Source organism: Synechococcus sp. A10-1-5-9 (assembly GCF_047716785.1).
In the GTDB taxonomy this organism is placed as follows: Bacteria; Cyanobacteriota; Cyanobacteriia; order PCC-6307; family Cyanobiaceae; genus Synechococcus_C.
Genome location: NZ_CP180406.1, coordinates 535,727 through 556,484, shown reverse-complemented (window position 1 = coordinate 556,484; position 20,758 = coordinate 535,727). Strand labels below are relative to the sequence as shown.

Annotated in this window: 25 protein-coding genes; 9 read left to right on the top strand and 16 right to left on the bottom strand. The window is 58.1% G+C overall.

Annotated elements, in window-relative coordinates:
• Positions 1 to 385: 385 nt before the first annotated feature.
• Positions 386 to 1,702, bottom strand: a complete 1,317-nt coding sequence (locus ACLM45_RS03305; RefSeq protein ID WP_415410562.1) for a hypothetical protein — start codon at positions 1,700 to 1,702, stop codon at positions 386 to 388.
• A 441-nt stretch (positions 1,703 to 2,143) separates the two neighbouring features.
• Between ACLM45_RS03305 and ACLM45_RS03300 the strand changes: the two genes are divergently transcribed.
• Positions 2,144 to 2,566 carry an FAD-dependent oxidoreductase gene (locus ACLM45_RS03300; protein ID WP_415410560.1) on the top strand — a complete coding sequence of 141 codons (423 nt, stop codon included), beginning with the start codon at positions 2,144 to 2,146 and terminating at the stop codon, positions 2,564 to 2,566.
• A gap of 163 nt (positions 2,567 to 2,729) precedes the next feature.
• Positions 2,730 to 2,855: a hypothetical protein gene (locus ACLM45_RS03295; RefSeq protein WP_415410559.1), complete on the top strand. Its 126-nt coding sequence runs from the start codon at positions 2,730 to 2,732 to the stop codon at positions 2,853 to 2,855.
• A gap of 32 nt (positions 2,856 to 2,887) precedes the next feature.
• Here the strand turns inward: ACLM45_RS03295 and ilvD are convergent, their stop codons facing one another.
• The 3 genes from ilvD to ACLM45_RS03280 are packed head-to-tail and all read right to left on the bottom strand — an operon-like array spanning position 2,888 to position 5,550.
• Positions 2,888 to 4,558 (bottom strand): dihydroxy-acid dehydratase, encoded by a 1,671-nt coding sequence (ilvD, locus tag ACLM45_RS03290; RefSeq protein WP_415410558.1) that lies wholly within the window; start codon positions 4,556 to 4,558, stop codon positions 2,888 to 2,890.
• 44 nt (positions 4,559 to 4,602) lie between these two features.
• Positions 4,603 to 4,908 (bottom strand): hypothetical protein, encoded by a 306-nt coding sequence (locus tag ACLM45_RS03285; RefSeq protein WP_415410557.1) that lies wholly within the window; start codon positions 4,906 to 4,908, stop codon positions 4,603 to 4,605.
• A gap of 24 nt (positions 4,909 to 4,932) precedes the next feature.
• Positions 4,933 to 5,550 carry a uracil phosphoribosyltransferase gene (locus ACLM45_RS03280; protein ID WP_415410556.1) on the bottom strand — a complete coding sequence of 206 codons (618 nt, stop codon included), beginning with the start codon at positions 5,548 to 5,550 and terminating at the stop codon, positions 4,933 to 4,935.
• Between the two features lie 84 nt (positions 5,551 to 5,634).
• Here ACLM45_RS03280 and ACLM45_RS03275 point away from each other — a divergent pair, with 84 nt between their 5' ends.
• Positions 5,635 to 6,165: a pentapeptide repeat-containing protein gene (locus ACLM45_RS03275; protein ID WP_415410555.1), complete on the top strand. Its 531-nt coding sequence runs from the start codon at positions 5,635 to 5,637 to the stop codon at positions 6,163 to 6,165.
• Complete coding sequence (gene cobW, locus ACLM45_RS03270) at positions 6,165 to 7,241, top strand: cobalamin biosynthesis protein CobW (RefSeq protein WP_415410554.1); 1,077 nt, start codon at positions 6,165 to 6,167, stop codon at positions 7,239 to 7,241. Before ACLM45_RS03275 ends, cobW begins: the two co-directional genes overlap by 1 nt.
• A 26-nt stretch (positions 7,242 to 7,267) precedes the next feature.
• Here the strand turns inward: cobW and ACLM45_RS03265 are convergent, their stop codons facing one another.
• Positions 7,268 to 7,876 (bottom strand): hypothetical protein, encoded by a 609-nt coding sequence (locus tag ACLM45_RS03265; RefSeq protein WP_415410553.1) that lies wholly within the window; start codon positions 7,874 to 7,876, stop codon positions 7,268 to 7,270.
• 69 nt (positions 7,877 to 7,945) lie between these two features.
• Positions 7,946 to 8,494 carry a methyltransferase family protein gene (locus tag ACLM45_RS03260; RefSeq protein WP_415410551.1) on the bottom strand — a complete coding sequence of 183 codons (549 nt, stop codon included), beginning with the start codon at positions 8,492 to 8,494 and terminating at the stop codon, positions 7,946 to 7,948.
• 29 nt (positions 8,495 to 8,523) lie between these two features.
• On the opposite strand from ACLM45_RS03260, the gene ACLM45_RS03255 reads away from it, so the two are divergent.
• The gene (locus ACLM45_RS03255; protein ID WP_415410550.1) at positions 8,524 to 9,228 is read left to right on the top strand and encodes an SDR family NAD(P)-dependent oxidoreductase; all 705 of its coding nucleotides are present in this window, start codon (positions 8,524 to 8,526) and stop codon (positions 9,226 to 9,228) included.
• 2 nt (positions 9,229 to 9,230) lie between these two features.
• Here ACLM45_RS03255 and ACLM45_RS03250 read toward each other — a convergent pair whose 3' ends face one another.
• On the bottom strand, positions 9,231 to 9,578 hold the full coding sequence (locus ACLM45_RS03250) for a hypothetical protein (RefSeq protein WP_415410549.1): 348 nt from the start codon (positions 9,576 to 9,578) through the stop codon (positions 9,231 to 9,233).
• A 97-nt stretch (positions 9,579 to 9,675) separates the two neighbouring features.
• Here ACLM45_RS03250 and purS point away from each other — a divergent pair, with 97 nt between their 5' ends.
• The 4 genes from purS (at position 9,676) to ACLM45_RS03230 (ending at position 12,751) form a co-directional block, all read left to right on the top strand.
• Complete coding sequence (purS, locus tag ACLM45_RS03245; protein ID WP_038004940.1) at positions 9,676 to 9,930, top strand: phosphoribosylformylglycinamidine synthase subunit PurS; 255 nt, start codon at positions 9,676 to 9,678, stop codon at positions 9,928 to 9,930.
• Positions 9,927 to 10,580, top strand: a complete 654-nt coding sequence (purQ, locus tag ACLM45_RS03240; RefSeq protein WP_415410547.1) for a phosphoribosylformylglycinamidine synthase subunit PurQ — start codon at positions 9,927 to 9,929, stop codon at positions 10,578 to 10,580. Before purS ends, purQ begins: the two co-directional genes overlap by 4 nt.
• 3 nt (positions 10,581 to 10,583) lie before the next feature.
• Positions 10,584 to 11,561 (top strand): S66 peptidase family protein, encoded by a 978-nt coding sequence (locus ACLM45_RS03235; protein WP_415410546.1) that lies wholly within the window; start codon positions 10,584 to 10,586, stop codon positions 11,559 to 11,561.
• Positions 11,562 to 11,626: 65 nt separating this feature from the next.
• Positions 11,627 to 12,751, top strand: a complete 1,125-nt coding sequence (locus ACLM45_RS03230) for a CARDB domain-containing protein (protein WP_415410544.1) — start codon at positions 11,627 to 11,629, stop codon at positions 12,749 to 12,751.
• Positions 12,752 to 12,807: 56 nt separating this feature from the next.
• Here ACLM45_RS03230 and fba read toward each other — a convergent pair whose 3' ends face one another.
• The 9 genes from fba to lpxD form a co-directional block, all read right to left on the bottom strand.
• Positions 12,808 to 13,881: a class II fructose-bisphosphate aldolase gene (gene fba, locus ACLM45_RS03225; protein WP_415410543.1), complete on the bottom strand. Its 1,074-nt coding sequence runs from the start codon at positions 13,879 to 13,881 to the stop codon at positions 12,808 to 12,810.
• An 86-nt stretch (positions 13,882 to 13,967) separates the two neighbouring features.
• The gene (locus tag ACLM45_RS03220) at positions 13,968 to 15,053 is read right to left on the bottom strand and encodes a Gfo/Idh/MocA family protein (RefSeq protein ID WP_415410541.1); all 1,086 of its coding nucleotides are present in this window, start codon (positions 15,051 to 15,053) and stop codon (positions 13,968 to 13,970) included.
• A gap of 33 nt (positions 15,054 to 15,086) precedes the next feature.
• Entirely contained in the window at positions 15,087 to 15,482 is a 396-nt protein-coding gene (locus ACLM45_RS03215) for a hypothetical protein (RefSeq protein WP_006041463.1), read from the bottom strand.
• Positions 15,479 to 16,360 carry an acetyl-CoA carboxylase, carboxyltransferase subunit beta gene (gene accD, locus ACLM45_RS03210; protein ID WP_415410539.1) on the bottom strand — a complete coding sequence of 294 codons (882 nt, stop codon included), beginning with the start codon at positions 16,358 to 16,360 and terminating at the stop codon, positions 15,479 to 15,481. The genes ACLM45_RS03215 and accD overlap by 4 nt, the downstream gene beginning before the upstream one ends.
• A 23-nt stretch (positions 16,361 to 16,383) precedes the next feature.
• Positions 16,384 to 17,217 (bottom strand): prepilin peptidase, encoded by an 834-nt coding sequence (locus tag ACLM45_RS03205; protein WP_415410538.1) that lies wholly within the window; start codon positions 17,215 to 17,217, stop codon positions 16,384 to 16,386.
• On the bottom strand, positions 17,217 to 17,561 hold the full coding sequence (locus ACLM45_RS03200) for a hypothetical protein (RefSeq protein WP_006041460.1): 345 nt from the start codon (positions 17,559 to 17,561) through the stop codon (positions 17,217 to 17,219). Before ACLM45_RS03200 ends, ACLM45_RS03205 begins: the two co-directional genes overlap by 1 nt.
• 37 nt (positions 17,562 to 17,598) lie before the next feature.
• Positions 17,599 to 18,501, bottom strand: a complete 903-nt coding sequence (locus ACLM45_RS03195) for a phosphoribulokinase (protein ID WP_413331237.1) — start codon at positions 18,499 to 18,501, stop codon at positions 17,599 to 17,601.
• Positions 18,502 to 18,576: 75 nt separating this feature from the next.
• Positions 18,577 to 19,650, bottom strand: a complete 1,074-nt coding sequence (leuB, locus tag ACLM45_RS03190; protein WP_415410537.1) for a 3-isopropylmalate dehydrogenase — start codon at positions 19,648 to 19,650, stop codon at positions 18,577 to 18,579.
• A 29-nt stretch (positions 19,651 to 19,679) separates the two neighbouring features.
• Positions 19,680 to 20,756 (bottom strand): UDP-3-O-(3-hydroxymyristoyl)glucosamine N-acyltransferase, encoded by a 1,077-nt coding sequence (gene lpxD / locus ACLM45_RS03185; protein WP_415410535.1) that lies wholly within the window; start codon positions 20,754 to 20,756, stop codon positions 19,680 to 19,682.
• Positions 20,757 to 20,758 lie beyond the last annotated feature (2 nt).

The following is a 20,758-nucleotide window of genomic DNA, read 5'->3' as shown; positions in this document are numbered from 1 at the left end:
TATGTTCAACTTTTGATGTTATGTTTTTTGGTTTCAGGGTGAATTATTATATATTTATTCTGAGATTTTTTATCAATTAGTCGCTATTCATGTTGGGCTGCCGGATGATGCTCCTTAAAGCATGATTCTTTGTACTTTGAGCTGTTCATCACGGTTGGTATGGCACGGGACAGTGACAACAGCTCTCGCCGGGAATATAGCAGCTTACGACATTACCAACACGAGGTTTTCCGTGGGATGTTGTTACTTGAGGCGGCTCACTGGCATGCCGCGTAAAGAGATCTTAACTAGACGTGAGAGCACTGTACGTGACGAACGTCTATGGCATTGAACATTGTGAAAGTATTCGTAGACGGACTTTCATTAATTGTCAAATATGCTGAAACTATACACTTTCGATATCGCCGGCTGCGTTCTTTGCAGCATCCTCTAAACTTCCAATGCTACTTAGTAGTTCATTCTCAGCTTTTTGCGCAGCTTTATCTGTTGCACCAACTACATCGCTTTCCAACGTTTTTTCCTCCACCTTTGCTGTCTCTAAGAGGTCCGTCTTTGCTTTATCTACTGCTTTCTCTGCTTCGTTTTTGACATCAGTCTCAAGGACCCCTTCTTCTTTTACAAGTTTATTTCTTACAAACTTCGGATGATCATTATGAAGTTGTTCAAGGATGTCGTTGATCTCGGCATCGGATTTAATGCTACCAAATTTGTTTGCAAATGTTTCATAATACTTGTCTGTAACAATTTTTCCTTTCGCCCAATCTTTGAATCTTGGATCTTCAACCAGCTTTTGCTCGAATGATATTCCAATTGTTTCATTCTTTTTTGCTGTTTCGTATAATTTTCGTTCCACATCACTCAAATCATTGAGATCTTTAAGTCCCCCTACTCTTATTTTTTTAGCCACTTTTAACTCTAACTCCCTTTCGCCAAATGCGAGCGATCTCTCACCCTTCATGGCTGCATCTCGTGCATAAGCTTTGAAGTCAAAATCATTAGAAATCTTGGCAAACAGTTCTTGATGTTCCATAAGGTCATCATAATCCTTCGTAGCATTTTCCACAATTTGGCCTTCCTTGAAATCTAGTGGAGTAAAGGCATCTTCTAAAATACTATTAATTTCCTTGTTGTAAGCTTTATTAGCTGCTTCTTTAGCTGCTTGACTGTCGGCTTCTGCTTTCTGCGCTAAGAAGGTCTTTTTTTTCGCCGAAGCTTTGCGCCACTTGTGAATACCTACAGCACCAAGACCAATAAGTGCTAAACCTCCAGTTGAAATTCCAGCAATTTCTCCGATGCCTTTGCCTCCAGCTGTTTCCGAGAGATCTTTATTTTCTTCTGCTGCTATTGCTCCGAAGTCCATCAGTTTCATTTCCAACTTGGGAAAGTGATCTGCAATATGTTCACTTAATAAGTTAACCCCATTTGGATTGTCTGCTATTGATTGAATGTAAGAGATGAGAGAGGTGGTCGATGCCGTTCCTAACTCGTAGCTTGAGATCTGCCGGAGAATTGAGGTGAAACTTGTGCAGTCGTAACCATCATCCTCAGCTTTCTTAAGTAATTCGTTCGGGCTTAAGTTGTGACTGTCGGAATCTGATTGCCAATGGGCTAAAAACGTCAGCAGACAGATCCCGAATTCTGCTGATTGAAAACTGCTAATGTTTTTGTCAATTTCGTTGAGTTTGTCGAAAAGTGACATCATCAAATTTTTTCTATATTTATCTTAAGTGTGTCATCGCCTTTGTCAAGTCATTTGTGATCTGCGTGTGAATTCAATGTTTTTGAGTATTTTTCGTTCAGCTTACGATTGCAAAGCGTTAATGGCCGTTATTTCTCACTTGCTCACGACATCCAGGCCAAAGTTATCGAATTCCACTGTGATCAGGACTACGAATAGCGCCTGGCGCCTGGGTCTGTGGAGGGCTGCCCTGCTGTGTATCTTTCTGACCATGAAGTAAGGCCTTTGTGAGCTGGTATGTGATCAGTCAAGGAAAGGTTTTACAGACATCATCGCTGATCCGAATGCTTGTCTCGCTAAAAGCGCTTTCTGGACTGGGATTTTGGCTATGCATGTCAATCACACCAGCTGCATTCTGATCATCAATGAAAACGCCCACCTTCAGGCCCTGCTGAATCTGGAGGCATGGATGGACGCGGTCGCGCCTCATGGTGCGTTGGATGGCTCTGTTTTCTTAACGGGGCTTTGGGGGCCGCACTCCCCCGTGATTCCGCCGGGGTGGTGCTGTCGATTGCGGTGGGCAACTTCGCCAATGGCTATCACTATCTGGGACCGGATTGGCCCCTGGCACCGAACAGATGCCGCTGGTTTGGCCGCTGTACCGGCACACCGTTCTGCATCCCTTTTGGCGCGCTGGTGAGTTCGGTCATCGCCAATCTGCTGGTACCCGACAAGGCAATCAGCACTAGCCTTATGGCGAATGGCGCCACGCGGTTGCAGCCGTTGGTGTTGAACGTGGGCCAGCCAGTGGGAGCTGCAGCCGCCCTGTCGGTGGCTCAGGCGATCGCTCCGGCGCACTTTCGCTGCATCAGCTTCAGGAGCTGTTGATCAATGATCGGCTGGTACCTTCCGCTGTGGTTCCGCACTGAACTCTGGTCTGGAATGATTCGGCTAGGCAAAGTGTCAGCACCGAGCCTTGTGGGGCTCTTAGGTTTCCGCTGAGGACACGTGGTCGGGTGCACCTGCACGGGTCCTGGACACGGATGGCGGATTGCGGCTGGAGACCAGTTACCGGGAGGTCTGGCCAGTGATCAGCCTCGAACCATCGCTTCAGGCCTGGATGACCACCGTGAAGGCATCGACGTTGGTCAGGCTGAGAGGACTCCGCATCCCATGAGGACCCTGGCTGAGGGTGACAGGGCTGGCTGATCAGGGCTGATCGGTGACAGCACCCTGACTGCTAGAGCTCACAAGCCGCGCATATTTGCCCAGGATTCCGGTTCGGTATTTCGGTACCGGAGCGGTCCAGGCATTCCGGCGACGTTCCAGCTCGGCATCGTCCACATTCAGCTGCAGCAGCAGTTGATTGGCATCCACGGTGATGCTGTCACCCTCTTCGATCAAACCAATGGTGCCTCCGATGGCGGCTTCGGGTGCCACATGTCCGATGACCAGCCCGTAGGACCCCCCGGAAAAACGGCCGTCGGTGATCAGAGCCACCTTGTCGAGCAGCCCCTGACCCACGATTGCGGAGGTTGGGCTAAGCATCTCGCGCATCCCAGGACCGCCAACTGGTCCTTCATTGCGAACCACCACGACATCGCCAGCCTGGATCTTGTTGTCGAGGATGGCCTCTAAGCAGGTTTCCTCGCTTTCAAACACCCTTGCAGGGCCTGTGATCACTGGATTCTTCACCCCACTGATCTTGGCGACAGCTCCCTCAGAGGCCAAGTTGCCCTTGAGAATGGCCAGGTGGCCCTTGGCGTACAGGGGATTGGAGAGTGGCCGAATCACATCTTGATCAGCGGGCGGAGTGGAGGGCACATCCGCAAGCAGCTCGTTGAGTGTTTTGCCTTCGATCGTTCGGCATTCACCATGGAGCAGACCGGCATCCAGCAGCATTTTCATCACCTGCGGGATGCCTCCGGCACGATGCAGATCCACCGTGACGTAACGACCACTCGGTTTGAGATCGCAGATCACAGGAACGCGTTGGCGGATCCGTTCAAAGTCGTCGATGGCCAGTTCGACGCCGGCTGTGCGGGCAATCGCCAGGAGATGCAGCACGGAATTGGTGGAGCCACCCACCGCCATGATCACGCTGATGGCATTTTCAAAGGCCTCCCGGGTCATCAGATCGAGGGGGCGGATCCCGGCCTGGATCGCCTGCACAAGCACTTCAGCCGATCGTGCAGCGCTGTCGGCTTTCTCCTCATCTTCGGCGGCCATCGTTGAACTGTGGGGAAGGCTCAGTCCCATCGTTTCGATCGCTGCGCTCATCGTGTTGGCTGTGAACATCCCCCCACAGCTGCCTGCACCAGGACAGGCATTTTTCTCAATGGCTGTCAGCTGTTCTTCGTCGATCTTGCCGCTGGTGATCTGGCCCACAGCCTCAAAGGCACTCACCACCGTTAGGTCGCAGCCGCCCAGTTTTCCCGGTTTGATGGTGCCGCCGTACACAAAAATTGCAGGGATATTCATCCTTGCCATCGCCAGCATGGCGCCCGGCATGTTCTTGTCGCACCCCCCTACGGCCAGCACGCCATCCATGCTCTGACCGTTGCAGGCCGTCTCGATGGCATCAGCGATCACTTCCCGGCTCACGAGGGAATATTTCATTCCCTCGGTGCCCATGGAGATGCCGTCGCTGACGGTGATGGTTCCAAAGGTCTGCGGCATTCCACCGGCCAATCGCGCCGCTTCTTCAGCACGGCGAGCAAGATCGTCGAGGCCGACGTTGCAGGGAGTGATCGTGCTGTAGCCGTTGGCGATGCCAATGATCGGCTTGCCGAAATCCTGATCGCCGAATCCGACAGCCCGCAGCATCGCCCGATTGGGAGAGCGTTGGATCCCCTTGGTGACGGCATCGGAGCGGAGCATGAATCAGGCCGTGATCCGGCACGAGACTCAGGTCAACCTACCGGTCACTCCGATGACCCTCGTGAGCCCAGATCTTCCAGCTGCTTGCGCACATCCGCGATGGCGGCATTCAGTTGCTCAACCCGCGCTTCCAGCTGGCTGTCTGTCTCAAGTGGCAGCCGCTCGCCCGGACTCAGTGCCTCGCTTCCATCCTGCATGCGCGGGGCATACAACATCGATTGCTTGTAACGCAGACGCCTGCGGCGGTCCGCTTCTGAGATCAGCCACCAGCTAAGGCCGGCTGCTCCCAGAACGACACCGCTGACAAGCGTTGCCAGCGTTGTTGAAGCAGAGTCTTGCTGTCGCACCATGGGCAACCAGTCAATTTTTAAACCTTAGGTGGCTTGCCCTGATCTGATCCCGAGCCTTTGCAAGGGGTCACCGATTCCAGGGACAATTCGGTTCTGTTCATCGAGATCGGCATCGATGCAGGCGGTGTGGATGGTGATATCAGGGAAGGCCTCACCGATCCGTTTCAATCCGGGGCTCGCGCAGAGCGCGGTGATCACGCGCAGGCGACGCCCGTCGACGCCTTCCTGTTGCAGGTTCTCCAAAATCGAAACAACACCCTCACCATCACGGATCTGATCGAAAAACAGCAGGAGCCCGGCCTGGGAATCGATTCCAGATGGGATTCCGTCCAGGCATAGATCTGCATTCGGAAGCACCTGGCGTGCCCCCTCCCAAAGGTGCAGGCCTCCAGGAAGAATCGGAACCGCCAGCAAAGGAACGCCTGCCTCGACCATCGTTCCTTCGGTGCTTGCGAGTGGTGTCTTGACCACCTCCCGGCGGTGCGGCAACCAATCGCGGAGCGCTTCGTAACTCAGCCATCGGCCCAGTTCCTCCATAGCTGTTCGGAACAGAGCTGCTGGCGTTCGTTCATGGCGCAGCACTGTCAGCCAGTGGGCAATGAGTGGGTGGGGTGGAACCACCACCCGAAGAGTCTTGGCCATGACACGTGGCTGGGCAGATCTCTGCCATAACGTGACTGTTCAAATTACGGCAGCTGCTTCCGGCACCCGCCGAGCTTCTTCCCCATGCCCGTATCTGCGCTTCTCTGCAACTTGCGTCGCCACCTGACCACTGCCTTGCTCGCCGCTTTGGTTGTATTCACAGGTGTTCTGATTGATGGACCCTCCGCTGAGGCGATCACGGCTCCGGAGCTGCGCGGGCAGCGCGCGGTGCAGGACATCACGTCCGATATGCATGGACGGGATCTAAAGGAAAAGGAATTTCTCAAAGCTGATCTGCGCGAGGTAGATCTTGGGGAAGCCGATCTCCGCGGAGCTGTGATCAACACGTCACAGCTTCAGGGGGCAGATCTTCGGGGTGCTGATCTTGAAGATGTAGTGGCTTTCTCCAGCCGGTTCGATGGGGCCGATCTGCGCAATGCGAACTTCACCAACGCAATGTTGATGCAGAGCCGCTTCAACGACGCTGAGATTGAAGGAACCGATTTCACCGATGCCGTGATCGACCTTTCCCAGCTCAAGGCTCTCTGCGGACGCGCCAGCGGGGTGAACAGCCTCAGTGGTGTGAGCACCAGGGAATCTCTGGGTTGCCGTTGATGGCCAAGCGACTCCCCGTCACGGTCATCACCGGCTTTCTTGGTGCCGGTAAAACCACGGTTCTTCGTCACCTTCTCACTCAGAGCGGTCAGCGTCTTGCCGTGATGGTGAATGAGTTCGGCACCGTCGGGCTCGATGGCGATCTGATCCGCAGCTGCGGTTTCTGCCCGGAGGATGAGGTGGAAAGCCGCCTTGTGGAACTCAACAACGGTTGTCTGTGCTGCACCGTTCAGGACGATTTCCTGCCCACGATGGAAACGCTCCTAGAGCGGTCGGATCAGCTCGATGGGATTGTTGTTGAAACGAGTGGTCTGGCCCTTCCCCGTCCCCTGCTCCAGGCTCTGGAGTGGCCTGCCATCCGTCGGCGCGTGCATGTGAACGGGGTTGTCACCGTTGTGGATGGTGAAGCGATGAGTGGTGGCAGTCCCGTCGGTGATCCTGAGGCGCTGGAACGTCAGCGACAGGAGGATCAGAGCCTTGACCATCTCACCGCTATTGAGGATCTGTTCGAGGACCAGCTTCAGGCTGCGGATCTGGTGTTGATCAGCCGTTCCGATTGTCTACAGCCTCCGCAATTGGAGACCGTTTTGCAGGCGATCGAGCCACGTCTGCGCCCCGGTGCGGGCACTCTGGCGATCAGCCGAGGGCAGGTTGATCCAGCTCTGGTGCTCGGGCTTGAGTCCCTTGAATCGCGCCAACGCGCTGATCACGCTGACGAAACTGGGCATCACGATCACGATCATCACGATCACGATCATCACGATCACAGCCATGTGGAGGCCATCAGCGGTCAGATCCGTCTGGATGGATCCTTTGATCGCACCACGCTTGAGCGGCTCCTGCCGGAGTTCGTCCGCACGCATCACGTGATCCGACTCAAAGGTCGTGTCTGGCTTCCAGGGAAGAGCCTCCCTTTACAGATCCAGATGGTCGGCCCCAGGTTGGACAGCTGGTTTGAGGCAGCTCCGGACCATGCCTGGATGCCTGCTGAAGGCATCGGTCTCGAGCTCGTCGTGATCGGCCTTGAAAAGGGTGCAGCGGAGAGTCTCGAGAGCAGGCTTCTGACCAGTCGCTAGCGCTGCAAAAGGCGTGGTTGCACCTTTCAGTTCATCACCACTAGTCGCTGTGTTCCTGACCGTTCGATCAGAGCGGAGAGATCGAGCATGTCCTTGCGGTTCACCAGGCCGATGCAACCAAGAGTGCCGCTCTGGGTATTTAGGCGACCGGCGCTGGGGTCCTGGTGGATTCCCAGAACTCTGCGCCCTGTTGTGAACGTGGGCTCGATGCTGATCCAGACAGGGCCGAGCTCGGGATAGGCCCCGTCGGCGAGGGGTTCCACCGGGCCAACGCTGTAGGTGCCTGCAGGCAGGGGAGCCCGGCTTCCCATGCGGTCGCGGTCAGCGTTCTGACGATTGGCCCGTCCGCTGACGGCGTCAAAACGACGGGTGGGTTTCCCTGGAATCTCGAGCCTCAGATCCCAGATCGGATCGCCTGTTGAGGTGATGCGGCGGTCGGTCCTTTCCAGGACAAGGGTGGGGACAGGCTCAATCTGCGGTTCAACGGGCTCGAGCAGGGCCATCAGGGACGAACGCTCGCCATCCCGAAGGTCAGCGCGCGCTGCGGAGGGAACAGCCAGTCCGATCAAGGCTGTGGCCACAACCGCTCGTACAAAGAAGCGGCAGAGGGTTTGGCGGTCTCGGACGATTTGCATCCCGCTGACAGAAAAACGAACCTGTCTTACGGGCAATCATTATCAGTTCAAAAATAAATAAACGGTTTCTTATCCGGCCCCTGTTGCGCGCCAGTCCAGGCCAGGGATACGAGCCACGATTGATGCTGTGGTTTTCATGTAGTCCGCGTAATTGGGGCAGCATTTGAGCAGTTCACGCTCTTCCCGGTGCGCCTTTCCTGTGAGGACAAACACCAGACCGAGAAGCAAAGCCATGTGCAGCAGACTTCCCAAGGCGAGGGTCACTCCGAAGGAACACACCAAAACCGCTCTGTAAAGAGGGTGGCGGCAGTGGGCATACACCCCTGTCGTAACCAGTGCAGCCCCCTTCTTTGGTTCCGGCAAGGGCGAGAGACTTGGTCCCAGGGCACGGAATCCCTGAATGGCCATCCACAGTCCTGCGGCCAAGACCCCAAGGCCAATCATTGTTGTTGCCAGCGGCCAGCGGACGCCAAGCGCGTTCAGGCTCGGCCATGGACGAGCCAGATGCCCCACGATCAGCAGCAGCTGGGCCACCAGCCACCATTCCCCCTGTTCATTGCTGAGCAGGCTTTTCCAGCTCAGGTTCCAGCCTTGGAACGCCTGGGTCCAGTCCGCCATGGGTTTGCCTTCCTCTACGTCATCCCACTATGCGAACGGTTCTGATCACAGGTGCGAGCCGGGGTATAGGCCGGTCGATTGCCACCTTGCTGCTGTCTCAGGGACATCGCCTTTGTCTGGCTGTTCGCGATCCTGAACGCCTCCGCAACACAGGGCTTGATCCGCATCTCAATGGCGATGCCCTCTCGCTCTGTCGCTACGACGCCAGGGATCCAGAGGATGCGGAGCGGGCTGTGCAGGCGGTGCAGCAGGCGTTCGGAGCACTCGACACCCTGATCCACTGCGCCGGAATTCTCAGGAACACACCGTTGCTGTTCAGTGATGCGCAGTCCGATGAGCCCGACGAGCTCTGGAGTGTGAATGTGAAGGGCCCCTGGTGGCTGACGCGTGCAGCCTGGCCGGCGCTGGTGGCCTCACAAAAGGGTCGGATTCAGGTATTGGTCTCCATGAGCGGAAAACGCTGCAAGGGCAAGCTGGCGGGTTATTCCGCCAGCAAGTTCGCCTTGATGGGCCTCTGCCAGGCGATGCGCAACGAAGGCTGGGATCAGGGAATCCGCGTGACCGCCATCTGTCCAGGCTGGGTGAACACCGATATGGCGCGCGCAACGAGTCCTCTGGCACCCGAATTGATGACGCAGCCGGGCGACCTCGCGACTCTCTGCGCCAACCTGCTCAATCTGCCGACATCTGCCGTGCCCTTTGAGCTGTCGGTGAATGCCACGTTTGAAAGCTGACCTCAGTCCAGCGGAATGTCGCCGCGGGCGCAGACCGTGTTCCAGCAGAGCGTTCCATCCGCACTCCAGCGCGTCTGCACCTCGGCCCAGGGGGTCTGGTCTCCGATCTGCATCTGCATCGTGCCGCTGCCATCGTGCTGAAAACGCACCACTTGGTTGCTGAACGCCAGCTCCCAGCGAGCTCCCGGTTGTTCGCTCACGTAGCGGCAGGGAGACCAGGCCTGATTCGCATTGCGACACTCCATTGTGTCGGCTGCAGCGGATTCAGTCTTGGCCGGAGTCGAGAAGACAGACACTGCGACCATCAGCAGAGCGGCGTATTGACGAACAGCGTTGCTGGAGGCAGTCACGCGTCAGCGGGTTGACTCAACTGTCTTCAACGTGCAGTCGGCAGAGTCTTTGCGGGTCCCTGGCCTGTCAAGATTTAACAATCCCCGTTCAGAGCTCGTGCCGCGTTTTCAAGCCCGCGTTCTGGTGCAACTGCGCCCATCGGTCCTCGATCCCGCGGGAGAAGCCACCCGTGCCGCTGCCCAGCGACTTGGAGTGGATGGGATTACCCATCTCCGCATCGGCAAAGCAGTGGAATTGGAATTGGATGCTCCTGATGAGGCAGAGGCGCGGCGCAGGGTTGAACTGCTCAGTGATCGCCTTCTGGCCAATCCTGTGATCGAGAACTGGACTCTGGAGCTCTCGCAGTCATGACCATTGGGGTTGTCGTTTTCCCAGGATCAAATTGTGACCGCGATGTCCGCTGGGCCACAGAAGGGTGTCTCGGTCACCCGACCCGGTACCTCTGGCACGAGGATCGCGATCTCAGTGGTTTAGAGGCCGTCGTGCTGCCGGGTGGATTTAGTTACGGCGACTATTTGCGCTGTGGCGCCATTGCCCGTTTCGCGCCTGTGCTCGAATCCCTTCGAGATTTCGCCTCTCAGGGAGGGCGCGTTCTCGGAATTTGCAACGGATTTCAAGTGCTGACGGAACTCGGTCTGCTGCCTGGTGCCCTGACTAGGAATCATCATCTCCACTTCATCTGTGAGTCCACTCCCCTTGCGGTGGTGAGTGATCGCACTCCCTGGCTGGCGACCTGCGCACGCGATGACCAGTTCTCCTTGCCGATCGCCCACGGGGAGGGCCGCTTTCAGTGCAGTGACGACACGCTGAAGAAGCTGCAGGACGACGACGCCATCGCTCTGCGTTATTGCCGTAATCCCAATGGTTCTGTCGCCGACATTGCCGGTATCACCAATGTGCAGGGCAATGTGCTGGGTCTGATGCCGCACCCGGAGCGCGCCTGCGATCCGGTGACCGGAAGTACCGCCGGTCGCGCGATCCTGGAGGCTCTGCTCTCCTGAATCATGCGCCGTCGATCGCTGCTGAAGCTGGCGTCGTTAGCGGTCGGTTCCGGGGCGATGGCTTCACTCTGGCCTGGTGGCGTGAGGGCACGCCAAACGCCCCGATCGTTTCCACCTCTACGACCGCTGGTGAGAGGCTCGCGGCTGCGCGCTCTCAACCCTGGGACCTGGATTGATCCAGACACGGATTTCATTCCTCTGGTGCAACGCTGTGAGGCCCAGGGGTGGGTCCTGGAGGTCCCAGCGCAAGTGCGTGGGCAGTGGCAGTGGTTTTCGGGAACCGACGCTCAGCGACGCCAGGTCTTGGAGGACGCCTGGAACGATCCCACGTTGGATGGGGTGATGTATGTGGGTGGGGGCTGGGGTGCTGCCCGGATCCTTGAAGCGGGCGTTCGGTTTCCGAAACGGTCCTTCTGGTCGCTTGGTTTTTCAGACAGCAGCGCCCTGCTGTTAGCGCAGTGGAAAGCCGGACTTCTTGGCGCCATTCATGGCTCCACCGGTGGACCGGAGGAGCAATGGCAACGCACAGTCTCGCTTCTAAAAGGTGAGCCGACAGCACCGTTGCAGGGTCGCCCGCTGCGTGCCGGTTCAGCCCAGGGCCCCCTGGTGGTGACCAATCTCACGGTGGCTACTCATCTGATCGGCACCCCGTGGTTTCCGTCCCTTCAGGGATCTGTTTTGGTGCTTGAAGATGTGGGTGAGGCTCCTTACCGCGTGGATCGCATGCTGACGCAGTGGCGCAGTGCGGGGCTTTTGAACAACGTGGCGGGTGTGGCTTGCGGTCGTTTCAGCTGGAAGGAGGACGACATTCTTCCCGGTGATTTTTCGATGGCTGAGATTCTCGAGGAACGGCTCTCGGATCTCGGAGTCCCTCTTGTATTAGATCTGCCTCTGGGCCATGGTCTGCCCAATCTGTCCCTGCCATTGGGAGCGCAGGCACGGCTGAATGGGAACAATGGCACCCTTCAACTTTTTGGATGAATCAACAACAGACGCTGGTTGGCTGGGCTGAAGTCCGCTAGCGCTGAGCAAGATCGCACCGTTTCATGTCCGACCTCACCATTGCGAACACTGTCTGTGATCTGATCCTTGGGGATGTGCGTGAACATCTTCCGCTGGAGAAGATCCCCCTGGAAGGTGATGTCTTAGGGCTTGGCACAACCACCAGTGTCGATAACGGTGAACTGACTTTCCTACGCAATGGCGACGAGCAGTCCTCGATCTGGCGATGTGTTGCCCACGACGGAAGCATCGTCAGACTCACCCCTGGCGATGGCAGCGGTCATTTCCCCTATGTGTGTTTCACCGGGGATGCCAGGGCTCTGCGTCGACCAGTCGATCTCGAGATCCTCGGAGACCCGGAGGGACGGCCACTGCAAGGCCTTGTGGAGGACGCCATCGCCCAGGGGCAGCGTCTTGGCACCCTGGAGGCGGCACCGATCTACGGCGTGCGTCTGATCGCGCACTGGCATGAACTGGTGATCACCGTGGCCTCCAAGCTCTGCATGGGACAACAGCGCAGAAACCTCGGGATTGCTTCCAGTGAGGCAGGCACCACAGTCGCCGGCCTCAGCCTCTACGACATGCTTCAGCACTACCGGCTCGCACCGCAACCTGGGGTCGATGCAAACGATCCAATCCGGTACCTCGGCCGCTCCATGCAATGGGATTGCTGTGGGTTCTTCGATACGGAGCCGGAACTGGGACGGGTGACCGTTCCACAAGAAGGCGCCCATCTGCATCTGCATGGCTGCAGCACCGACCTGGCCTATGGCGGCCATCTCCACCATGAACATCCTTCAACCCGCCTGTCACGGCTTGAGAGCCTATGGATTTATCCGCTGCGCAGCATCAAGGCACTGGCCAGTGACCTGGCGATCGAGAGCCTTGTCTATCGAGCAGGTGCACTTCACTTCCGTGTCAGCAATATCGGCAGCATGGACGTCAGTGATGTGGGCGTCGCTGTCGTGATCGATGACCGCTACAGCAACCACCGCTATGTACGCATTCCATGGCTCAAAGCCGGTGAAAGTGAAGACTTCACCATGCCCTTGTCTCTGCCAAAGGGCGACCACAGAATCTCCGTCATCGCCGATCCAGAACAGCTGGTGATCGAAGTGGAAGGTCGCAGGGCCAACAATCGGATGGATCTGGATGTGGTGTCTGCCTAAGCACAAAAAAGGGGGCCTTTGCAGGCCCCCGCTTCTGATGGGTTCGATGGCAACAATCAGGCTGCGACAGCAGCCTTTGGATCGAGAGCACCTTTGGCGTAAAGGCCGGCGTAGTGGGTGATGCTGGCCTGCTTGATTTTGCTGGCGTTGCCGGCGGCCCAGAACTGCTGATAGCGGTCGAGACACACCTGCTTCATGTACTTGCGTGCCGGCTTGTTGAAGTGGCGGGGGTCGAAGTTGGAGGGATCAGCCATGGCCGCTTCGCGCACAGCAGCGGTGAAGGCGAGGCGGTTGTCGGTGTCGATGTTCACCTTGCGCACACCGTTGCGGATGCCTTCCTGGATCTCCTCGACGGGAACGCCGTAGGTCTCGGGGATGGAACCACCGTGCTTGTTGATCATCTCCAACCATTCCTGGGGAACGGAGGAAGAGCCGTGCATCACCAGGTGGGTGTTGGGGATGGCCTTGTGGATTTCAGCGATGCGGCTGATGGCCAGTACTTCACCGGTGGGCTTGCGGGTGAACTTGTAAGCGCCGTGGCTGGTGCCGATGGCGATGGCCAGGGCGTCACACTTGGTCTTGGCAACGAAGTCAGCTGCTTCAGCAGGATCGGTGAGCAGCATGTCCTTGGACAGCTCACCCTCGAAACCGTGGCCGTCCTCAGCCTCACCCTTGCCGGTTTCCAGGGAACCCAGGCAGCCCAGCTCACCTTCAACGCTCACACCCACGGAGTGGGCGAAATCCACCACTTGCTTGGTGACGGCCACGTTGTACTCGTAGCTGGCGGGAGTCTTGGCGTCGGCCTCCAGGGAGCCATCCATCATGACGGAGGTGAAACCGTTGATGGCAGCGGAGTAGCAGGTATCGGGAGCGTTGCCGTGGTCCTGATGCATCACCACGGGGATGTGGGGATAGGTCTCGGTGGCGGCCAGGATCAGGTGACGAAGGAAGATTTCACCGGCGTAGCTGCGGGCGCCGCGGGAGGCCTGCAGGATCACGGGGCTGTCGGTCTCATCAGCCGCTTCCATGATCGCCTGCACCTGTTCCAGGTTGTTCACGTTGAACGCAGGAATGCCGTAGCCGTTTTCGGCGGCGTGGTCGAGCAGAAGCCGAAGCGGAACGAGCGCCATGGGAAAGAACCTCGAGGTGGAACGTCTTAGAGACGAATGGGGGCGAATCTACCGGATCTAACCCCTGGATTCTTGTCTCCCCTCGATCACTGTCCCAAGGCCATCTCAAGGCAGCGGTCGCATGCCTTCTGACTGGCAAGCCCTTCCAACAGACCTGGCACCATCGGCCGGCCGCTGCGCATGCTCTCCGCCCACCAACCTTGCAGCCGAGCGACAGGGGCAACGCGCCCGTCACTCCAGGTTTTCGCAAAGCGGAACTCCTCATCCGCCTGAATGCTGCGAGGGGGTTCGCCGTCCCGTTGAAGGGTGAGGGAGAACCCGTGCACGTAGTCCTTTTGGTTCTCACTGCCCAGCTTCAAACTTCCCTCCGATCCGTAGATCTCCAGCCAGCAACCCCTGCCATTGCGCGCCACCGATGCCAGAGCCACCTGTGCGGCCAGTGGTGCTCCCTGATGGGTCGTGAGCGTTGTGTTGATCAGGGCGATGTCCTCCGCTGTGACGGCCTGACTGTCACCACTTGCATCCGGCCTGTGCGCGATGGCGGTTTGCGTGATTGATTGCAGGGTCTGCACCGGACCGATCAGCCAGGCCAGCATGTCGAAGGCATGGGTGCCGAGGGCACCCAGCACACCTCCGCCTTCGTCGGCTTTGGCATACCAGTTCCAAGGGCGTTTTGGATTGGCCCGGCTGCTCATCAGCCAGTCGAGCCTTGCAAGCCAGGGTGTGCCGATTGCGCCGTTGCTCAGAAGCTTTTCTGTCTGCTGAAAGAGCGGCACTGCCCGATATTCAAAATCCACAGCCACGCTGAGACCTGCGCTCGAGGCTGTCCGCTGCAGGTCAGCCACCTGATCAGCATTCAGGGCAACTGGCTTTTCAAGCAGAAGATGCTTCCCGGCGGCCAGAGCGCGTAGAGCGAGGTCATAACGCGGTCCCGGTGGTGTGGCGATGATGACTGCCTCCACACTGGGATTCTCGAGCAAGGCGTCGAACGCCTCATAACCCTTCAAGCTGGTGTCTCGGCCCACTTGATCCAGGCGCTCCCTGCGTGGGTGCCACAGCGCTACGGCCTTGAGATCAGGGTTCGCTTCCAGTGCAGGAAGGTGAACGGATGCCCCGAAACCAAGACCGGCAACGGCGACACCAATTGGATCTCGGTTGGAGCTCAAAGCCATGGGGCATCAGGGGGGAAATAGAGCAAAGAGGGATCAGGCCAATCCGGAGCTGCAGACAGCATCGATCACTTCGGAGATCAGATCATCGTCAGCCGGAGCTTCCCAGGAGGCCCTGAGGCGGGGAAGACCATTTTTCTGCGTGTCTCGATACAGGCGTTGGTCGCAATCGATGTCCATCACGACCAAGGTTCCTAAGGCCGGTGATTCATCCTCCGTTCTCAGGCTGTAGCGGCTCAGCACTGAAACGGTGCCGTCCTTGCTACGTCGAACACTGCCAGCGTCCCACCACTGTTGGCCTTCGGAACTGGATGGAACCTCTCGCCAATCAACAGGACCTGCCAGGACGGGACCCGCAAGCAGGAGAAGCAGGAGTGAAACCACCACCATGCCGATCCACTGTGCGGTTTTGAAAAGGGGGCCAACGCTCATAAGACTGCGGCACTCCCCTGCAGGCAGCCATGCAGCTTCATCAGCATGGCCAGAGTGGATTTCAGCTGGGTGCGGGGAACGATCGTGTCCACGAATCCGTGGTCCTGGAGGTATTCCGCCGTCTGGAAGTTGTCGGGCAACTTTTCCCTCAGGGTCTGTTCGATCACTCGGCGTCCGGCGAAGCCAATCAGGGCTTTCGGTTCTGCCAAAATCAGGTCACCCAGCATGGCGAAGCTGGCGGTCACCCCTCCCGTGGTGGGGTGGGTGAGCAGGGGCATGTAAAGAACACCTGCTTCGCGATGCCGTTCCAGGGCGCCTGAGATCTTGGCCATCTGCATCAGGCTGAGCATGCCTTCCTGCATGCGAGCTCCCCCTGACGCGCAGACAATCAGCAGCGGCAGCCGCTTGTCTGTGGCTGTTTCGATCAGGCGGGTCAACTTCTCTCCCACAACCGATCCCATGGATCCGCCCATGAAGCGGAAATCCATCACTGCCAGGGCCATGGGGATGTCGTCCACCCGGCACAATCCTGTCATCACCCCATCGCGGAGCCCTGTACCGGCTTGGGTCTCACGCAGTCGGTCGGCGTAGGCACGACGGTCTTTAAAAACGAGAGGATCGGTTGGGGCCAGGGCTTCGTCAATCGCTTCAAAACTGCCTTCATCGGCAATCAAAGCGATGCGCTCAGCGCTGTAGATCCGATGGTGATGTCCGCAGTTGCTGCAGACGCTGGCATTGGCCAGCAGATCTTTGCGGTACACCACCTGGCCGCATTCAGGGCATTTGCTCCAGAGACCGTCGCCTTCTTCGGGCTCTTGAACAACTTTCACGACGGACTGTTCCTTACGGCGATCCGCGAACCAGTCGAACAGCGACACGCAATCCCTTCTACTGAAACCATTTAAGACGAGAGTTCAGGCCCCCCCATCAGGGCCAGCCAGCGTTGCCACCACCACGAGGCTCCCATCAGCCATGTCATCCAGATCCCGAAGGCGATGAAGGGACCGAAGGGGAACGGTTGCCTGGGCCCAAGGCGGCTGGTCCATCGACCCACTGTTCCAACTGCAGCACCGGAGAACACCGCAAGAGCCATGGAGATCCCGAGGCCGCCTAGCCCGAGCCAGGCTCCAGCCACAGAGGCCAGTTTGGCGTCTCCGAGGCCGAGGGCAGGTTGGCCCAGGATTCGTTCAGCGAGGGCGCTCAGGCTTTCCATCACCAGAAGTCCGGTCGCGCTGGCGATCAGATGGTTCAGCAGAACCGCTTTTGGGTTGTCACTGCCTCCCCCCCAGGCCAGAAGGGCTGTGGCAAGGACGCCGCAGATCACCCCTGCTCGGCAGATCGGTTCCGGCAACCACAGGTGGTCGAGATCGATCAGAACCAGCGGCAGCAGGAGGCTCACCAGCACAAGCCCCATCAGCAGCGTGATCAGCACCATGCTGTTGTCGCTGCTGCGTTGGGCCGCTATCAGGGCGCTGACCCACAGGCAACCACTGAAGGTTTCGACAATTGGGTAACGGGCCGAGATCGCTGCCGAGCAGTCGCGACATCGGCCCCTCAGTCGCAACCACCCGAGCACCGGGACATTGTCATGCCATCGCACGGCATGACCGCAGCTCGGGCAGTGACTGCCTGGCCAAATCGGAGACTCCTGTCTTGGCAGTCGCCACACCACGACGTTGGTGAAGCTGCCGATGCAGGCACCGAAGAGGGCCAGGGAGATCAGCACAAGAGTCACTAAAGCGAGCCTCCTTTCTGCCGTTCTCTCGGGCTTTTGGCGCGCTTGAGCCTTACTCCGATCAGCTCTGCGCTGATGAACTGCTCTTCGGGCAGCAGGGTCGGCGTTTCAAACACAACGCGACCGTCATCATTGTCACTATTCACGACCACTCCAAATGGATCCAAGTGGTAACCATTGGTGGTGAGGTGCTTGAAATAAACCCTGCGCGCGAGGGCGATCAAACGCCTGCTGTCCACTTGATCCCAGCGTGGTGTCAGTCCGGCATGACCACCAGCACCTGAAATCACAAAGGATGGTGAATACGAAGAAATGGGTTCACCTGATCGTTCAGATGAACCCACGATAGGACGGTTCGTCGTGACTGGAACAGAGCTGAAATCAGCCTAGCTTCTTCTTTTCTTCGATCATTCTGTGAATGATCGGCGTCAGGATCAGCTCCATCGCAAAACCCATTTTGCCGCCATTCACCACGATGCTCGTTGGGCTCGACATGAATGAATCGTGGATCATGCTGAGAAGGTAATTGAAGTCGATCCCCCACTTCTCTCTGGCTCCCTTGCGGAAGTGAATGATCACGAAGCTTTCATCCGGAGTGGGAATGTTTCTGCAGATGAAGGGGTTGGAGGTATCCACGGTGGGCACCCGCTGGAAATTGATGTCTGTGCGGCTGAACTGTGGGCAGATGTGGTTGATGTAATCCGGCATCCTGCGCAGGATGGTGTCAACAATGGCTTCGGCGGAATAGCCCCGCTCGGCATTGTCTCGGTGGATTTTCTGAATCCACTCCAGGTTGGTGATGGGCACCACGCCCACAAGCAGATCGGCTTGAGCAGCCACGTCGTAGCTGTCGCCCACCACACCACCGTGCAGACCTTCATAGAAAAGAAGGTCGGTTCCACCGGGAATGTCTTCCCAGGGGGTGAACTGTCCTGGGTTGAGATCAACGCCGAGACGGGCGTTGTGTTCAGCCGCTTCCTCGCCACTGTGAAGGTAGTAACGCTTTTGTCCACCGCCGGTCTCGCCGTAAACCTTGAACAGCTCCTCGAGCTTGTCGAAAAGGTTGGCTTCAGGGCCGAAATGGGAGAAGTTCTCCCCTTTGGAGAGGGCCTCGGCCATGGCCTTTTTCATCTCCATCCGCTCGAAGCGGTGATAGCTGTCACCCTCAACGACTGCCGGAGTGATGCTTTCACGGGCGAAGATGTGCTCGAAAGCACGCTTCACAGTGCTGGTTCCTGCACCGGAGGAACCCGTGACAGCCACGACGGGGTGACGCTTCGACATCGACGGAGGCAGATCTGGCCCGACGAGTTTGGCAGGTCGCGAGGCCGAATCTGAATTTTCGTTCGTACGACTTGTTTAAAGCACCTTCCGAAGCTCCTCTCCCATGGCTTCACATCCCAGCTGTGTACATCCTTCGGCCATCAGATCACCGGTGCGGAAACCAGCGGCAAGGACGCGGTCGACGGCCTGTTCAAGGGCGTCAGCGGCGGCTTTCTGCTTGAGGCCAATTCTGAGCATCATGGCCGCAGACAGCACCATGGCCATTGGATTGGCCTTGTCTTCTCCGGCGATATCCGGAGCGGATCCATGGACCGGCTCAAACAGTCCTGGGCCATCGCTGCCCAGGGATGCGGAGGGGAGCATGCCGATGGAGCCAGTGAGCATGGCGGCCTCATCACTGAGGATGTCGCCAAACAGGTTGCCGGTGAGCAACACATCAAACTGCCGAGGTGCACGCACCAGTTGCATGGCTGCGTTGTCGACATAGAGATGACTCACCTCCACATCCCCGTAGGAGGGGGCCATGGCGTCAACACGATCGCGCCACAGCTGGCTCACATCCAACACATTGGCCTTGTCCACAGAGCAGAGCCGCCCCCCTCGCTCCCTGGCGAGTTCGAAGGCCACCTTGGCAATGCGATCCACCTCTGACGCCGAATAGGTCATGGTGTTGAAGCCGCGTTCTTCACCATCGGCCTCGACTCTTCCCTTGGGTTGGCCGAAGTAAATACCTCCGGTGAGCTCCCGCACGACCATCAGATCCACACCATTTATCACGTCAGGCTTCAGGCTGCTGGCTTCGATCAGTGCCGGCACGATCTTCACCGGGCGGAGATTGGCAAACAGCTTCAGTCCCGACCGCAACGCCAAAAGGCCGCTTTCAGGTCGTTTCTCCCGGGGCAGGCTGTCAAACCGTGGACTGCCGATCGCAGCCATCAGCACCGCATCCGCTGACCGGCAGGCTTCCAGGGTTGTACCGGGGAGGGGCTCTCCGGTGGCATCGATCGCAGCCCCTCCGATCAACTGTTCATCAAAGTCCAGCTGGAAGCCGTGGCGCTCGGACACCACATCGAGCAACTGGCGCGTCACTGCTGTGATTTCAGGGCCGATGCCATCTCCCGGAAGCAGGACGACGCGATGGTGAGTCATTGAGCCGACCGACAACGATGGTGCTGAGGTTACTGATTGACTTCGCTTGATCCCCTGGTCTCTTCGGAAGAGATTTGCTTCTTCAGTTCTCGCAACTGTTTCGCCATGTCAGGCAGTTTGGAAAATGCCGCCGAGCAGCGCAGCCAGAGCCGATTCGGAATGGCTGGGTAGCCGCTCACCACCTCGCCTGCGGCAACCTCCCCATGGATTCCGCTCTTGGAGCTTGCGATCGCTCGATCGCCAATCACGGCTCTGTTGGCAACGCCCACCTGGCCCGCAAGGATGACCCCGTTGCCCAGTTGGGCGCCACCGGCGATTCCCACCTGAGAGGCCAGGGCGCAGCCGCGGCCTGTCACCACACCGTGACCAATCTGCACCAGGTTGTCGATTTTTGTGCCGCTGCCGATCCGGGTTTCGCCAACGGAGGGGCGATCGATGGTGCTGCCGCAGCCCACTTCAACTCCGTCCTCGAGTACCACAAGACCGGTCTGCGGCATCTTGCGCCATCCCTTGGCGGTGGGCACAAAGCCGAAGCCCTCAGATCCCACCACGGCATTGGAATGCACCACACAGCGATCACCGATCCGGCTGCCGGGATGGAGAACGGCGTTGGCATGCAGCTCGCAGCCCTCACCGATGTCCACATTCCCGTAGATCACCACACCCGGATGAATCACGGTCCGTGGGCCGATTCTGGTGTCATCGCCGATGCACACCCGGGGGCCGATGCTGACACCGGCTCCAAGTTGAACGCGATCAGCGATGACGGCACTGGCGTGGATCCCTGCCTGAGGAGATGGCTTGGGGTGCAGTTGTTCGAGGGCTTCGGCAAAAGCCAGCCGGGGATCACTGCACACGGCCCAGGCCAGCTGATGCTGCTCGGCTAGATCTCTGAGCTCCTGTTGATCAGGAATCAGAACCGCGCCAGCATCGCTGCGTTCAAGGCTGCCAACGAGCGCGTTTCCTTTCTCGAGAAAACTGAGTTGATCCGCCACTGCACGCTCCAGTGAGGCGGCACCGCGCAACTCCGGATCCCGGCCTTCAGAGGTGCAGAGAATGCCTGCTTCACCGTTCTTCAGCACGGCGATCAATTGATTGAATCGCATGG

What these genes read in the sequence shown, in the direction of transcription:
- ACLM45_RS03255 (WP_415410550.1), top strand. Translation starts at nt 8,524, where the DNA reads ATGCGAACGGTTCTGATCACAGGTGCGAGCCGGGGTATAGGCCGGTCG.
- ACLM45_RS03305 (WP_415410562.1), bottom strand. Translation starts at nt 1,702, where the DNA reads ATGATGTCACTTTTCGACAAACTCAACGAAATTGACAAAAACATTAGC.
- ACLM45_RS03275 (WP_415410555.1), top strand. Translation starts at nt 5,635, where the DNA reads ATGCCCGTATCTGCGCTTCTCTGCAACTTGCGTCGCCACCTGACCACT.
- ACLM45_RS03220 (WP_415410541.1), bottom strand. Translation starts at nt 15,053, where the DNA reads ATGGCTTTGAGCTCCAACCGAGATCCAATTGGTGTCGCCGTTGCCGGT.
- ilvD (WP_415410558.1), bottom strand. Translation starts at nt 4,558, where the DNA reads ATGCTCCGCTCCGATGCCGTCACCAAGGGGATCCAACGCTCTCCCAAT.
- fba (WP_415410543.1), bottom strand. Translation starts at nt 13,881, where the DNA reads ATGGCGCTCGTTCCGCTTCGGCTTCTGCTCGACCACGCCGCCGAAAAC.
- ACLM45_RS03265 (WP_415410553.1), bottom strand. Translation starts at nt 7,876, where the DNA reads ATGCAAATCGTCCGAGACCGCCAAACCCTCTGCCGCTTCTTTGTACGA.
- ACLM45_RS03285 (WP_415410557.1), bottom strand. Translation starts at nt 4,908, where the DNA reads ATGGTGCGACAGCAAGACTCTGCTTCAACAACGCTGGCAACGCTTGTC.
- leuB (WP_415410537.1), bottom strand. Translation starts at nt 19,650, where the DNA reads ATGACTCACCATCGCGTCGTCCTGCTTCCGGGAGATGGCATCGGCCCT.
- purQ (WP_415410547.1), top strand. Translation starts at nt 9,927, where the DNA reads ATGACCATTGGGGTTGTCGTTTTCCCAGGATCAAATTGTGACCGCGAT.
- cobW (WP_415410554.1), top strand. Translation starts at nt 6,165, where the DNA reads ATGGCCAAGCGACTCCCCGTCACGGTCATCACCGGCTTTCTTGGTGCC.
- ACLM45_RS03230 (WP_415410544.1), top strand. Translation starts at nt 11,627, where the DNA reads ATGTCCGACCTCACCATTGCGAACACTGTCTGTGATCTGATCCTTGGG.
- ACLM45_RS03260 (WP_415410551.1), bottom strand. Translation starts at nt 8,494, where the DNA reads ATGGCGGACTGGACCCAGGCGTTCCAAGGCTGGAACCTGAGCTGGAAA.
- lpxD (WP_415410535.1), bottom strand. Translation starts at nt 20,756, where the DNA reads ATGCGATTCAATCAATTGATCGCCGTGCTGAAGAACGGTGAAGCAGGC.
- ACLM45_RS03215 (WP_006041463.1), bottom strand. Translation starts at nt 15,482, where the DNA reads ATGAGCGTTGGCCCCCTTTTCAAAACCGCACAGTGGATCGGCATGGTG.
- ACLM45_RS03195 (WP_413331237.1), bottom strand. Translation starts at nt 18,501, where the DNA reads ATGTCGAAGCGTCACCCCGTCGTGGCTGTCACGGGTTCCTCCGGTGCA.
- ACLM45_RS03280 (WP_415410556.1), bottom strand. Translation starts at nt 5,550, where the DNA reads ATGGCCAAGACTCTTCGGGTGGTGGTTCCACCCCACCCACTCATTGCC.
- ACLM45_RS03300 (WP_415410560.1), top strand. Translation starts at nt 2,144, where the DNA reads ATGGATGGACGCGGTCGCGCCTCATGGTGCGTTGGATGGCTCTGTTTT.
- ACLM45_RS03235 (WP_415410546.1), top strand. Translation starts at nt 10,584, where the DNA reads ATGCGCCGTCGATCGCTGCTGAAGCTGGCGTCGTTAGCGGTCGGTTCC.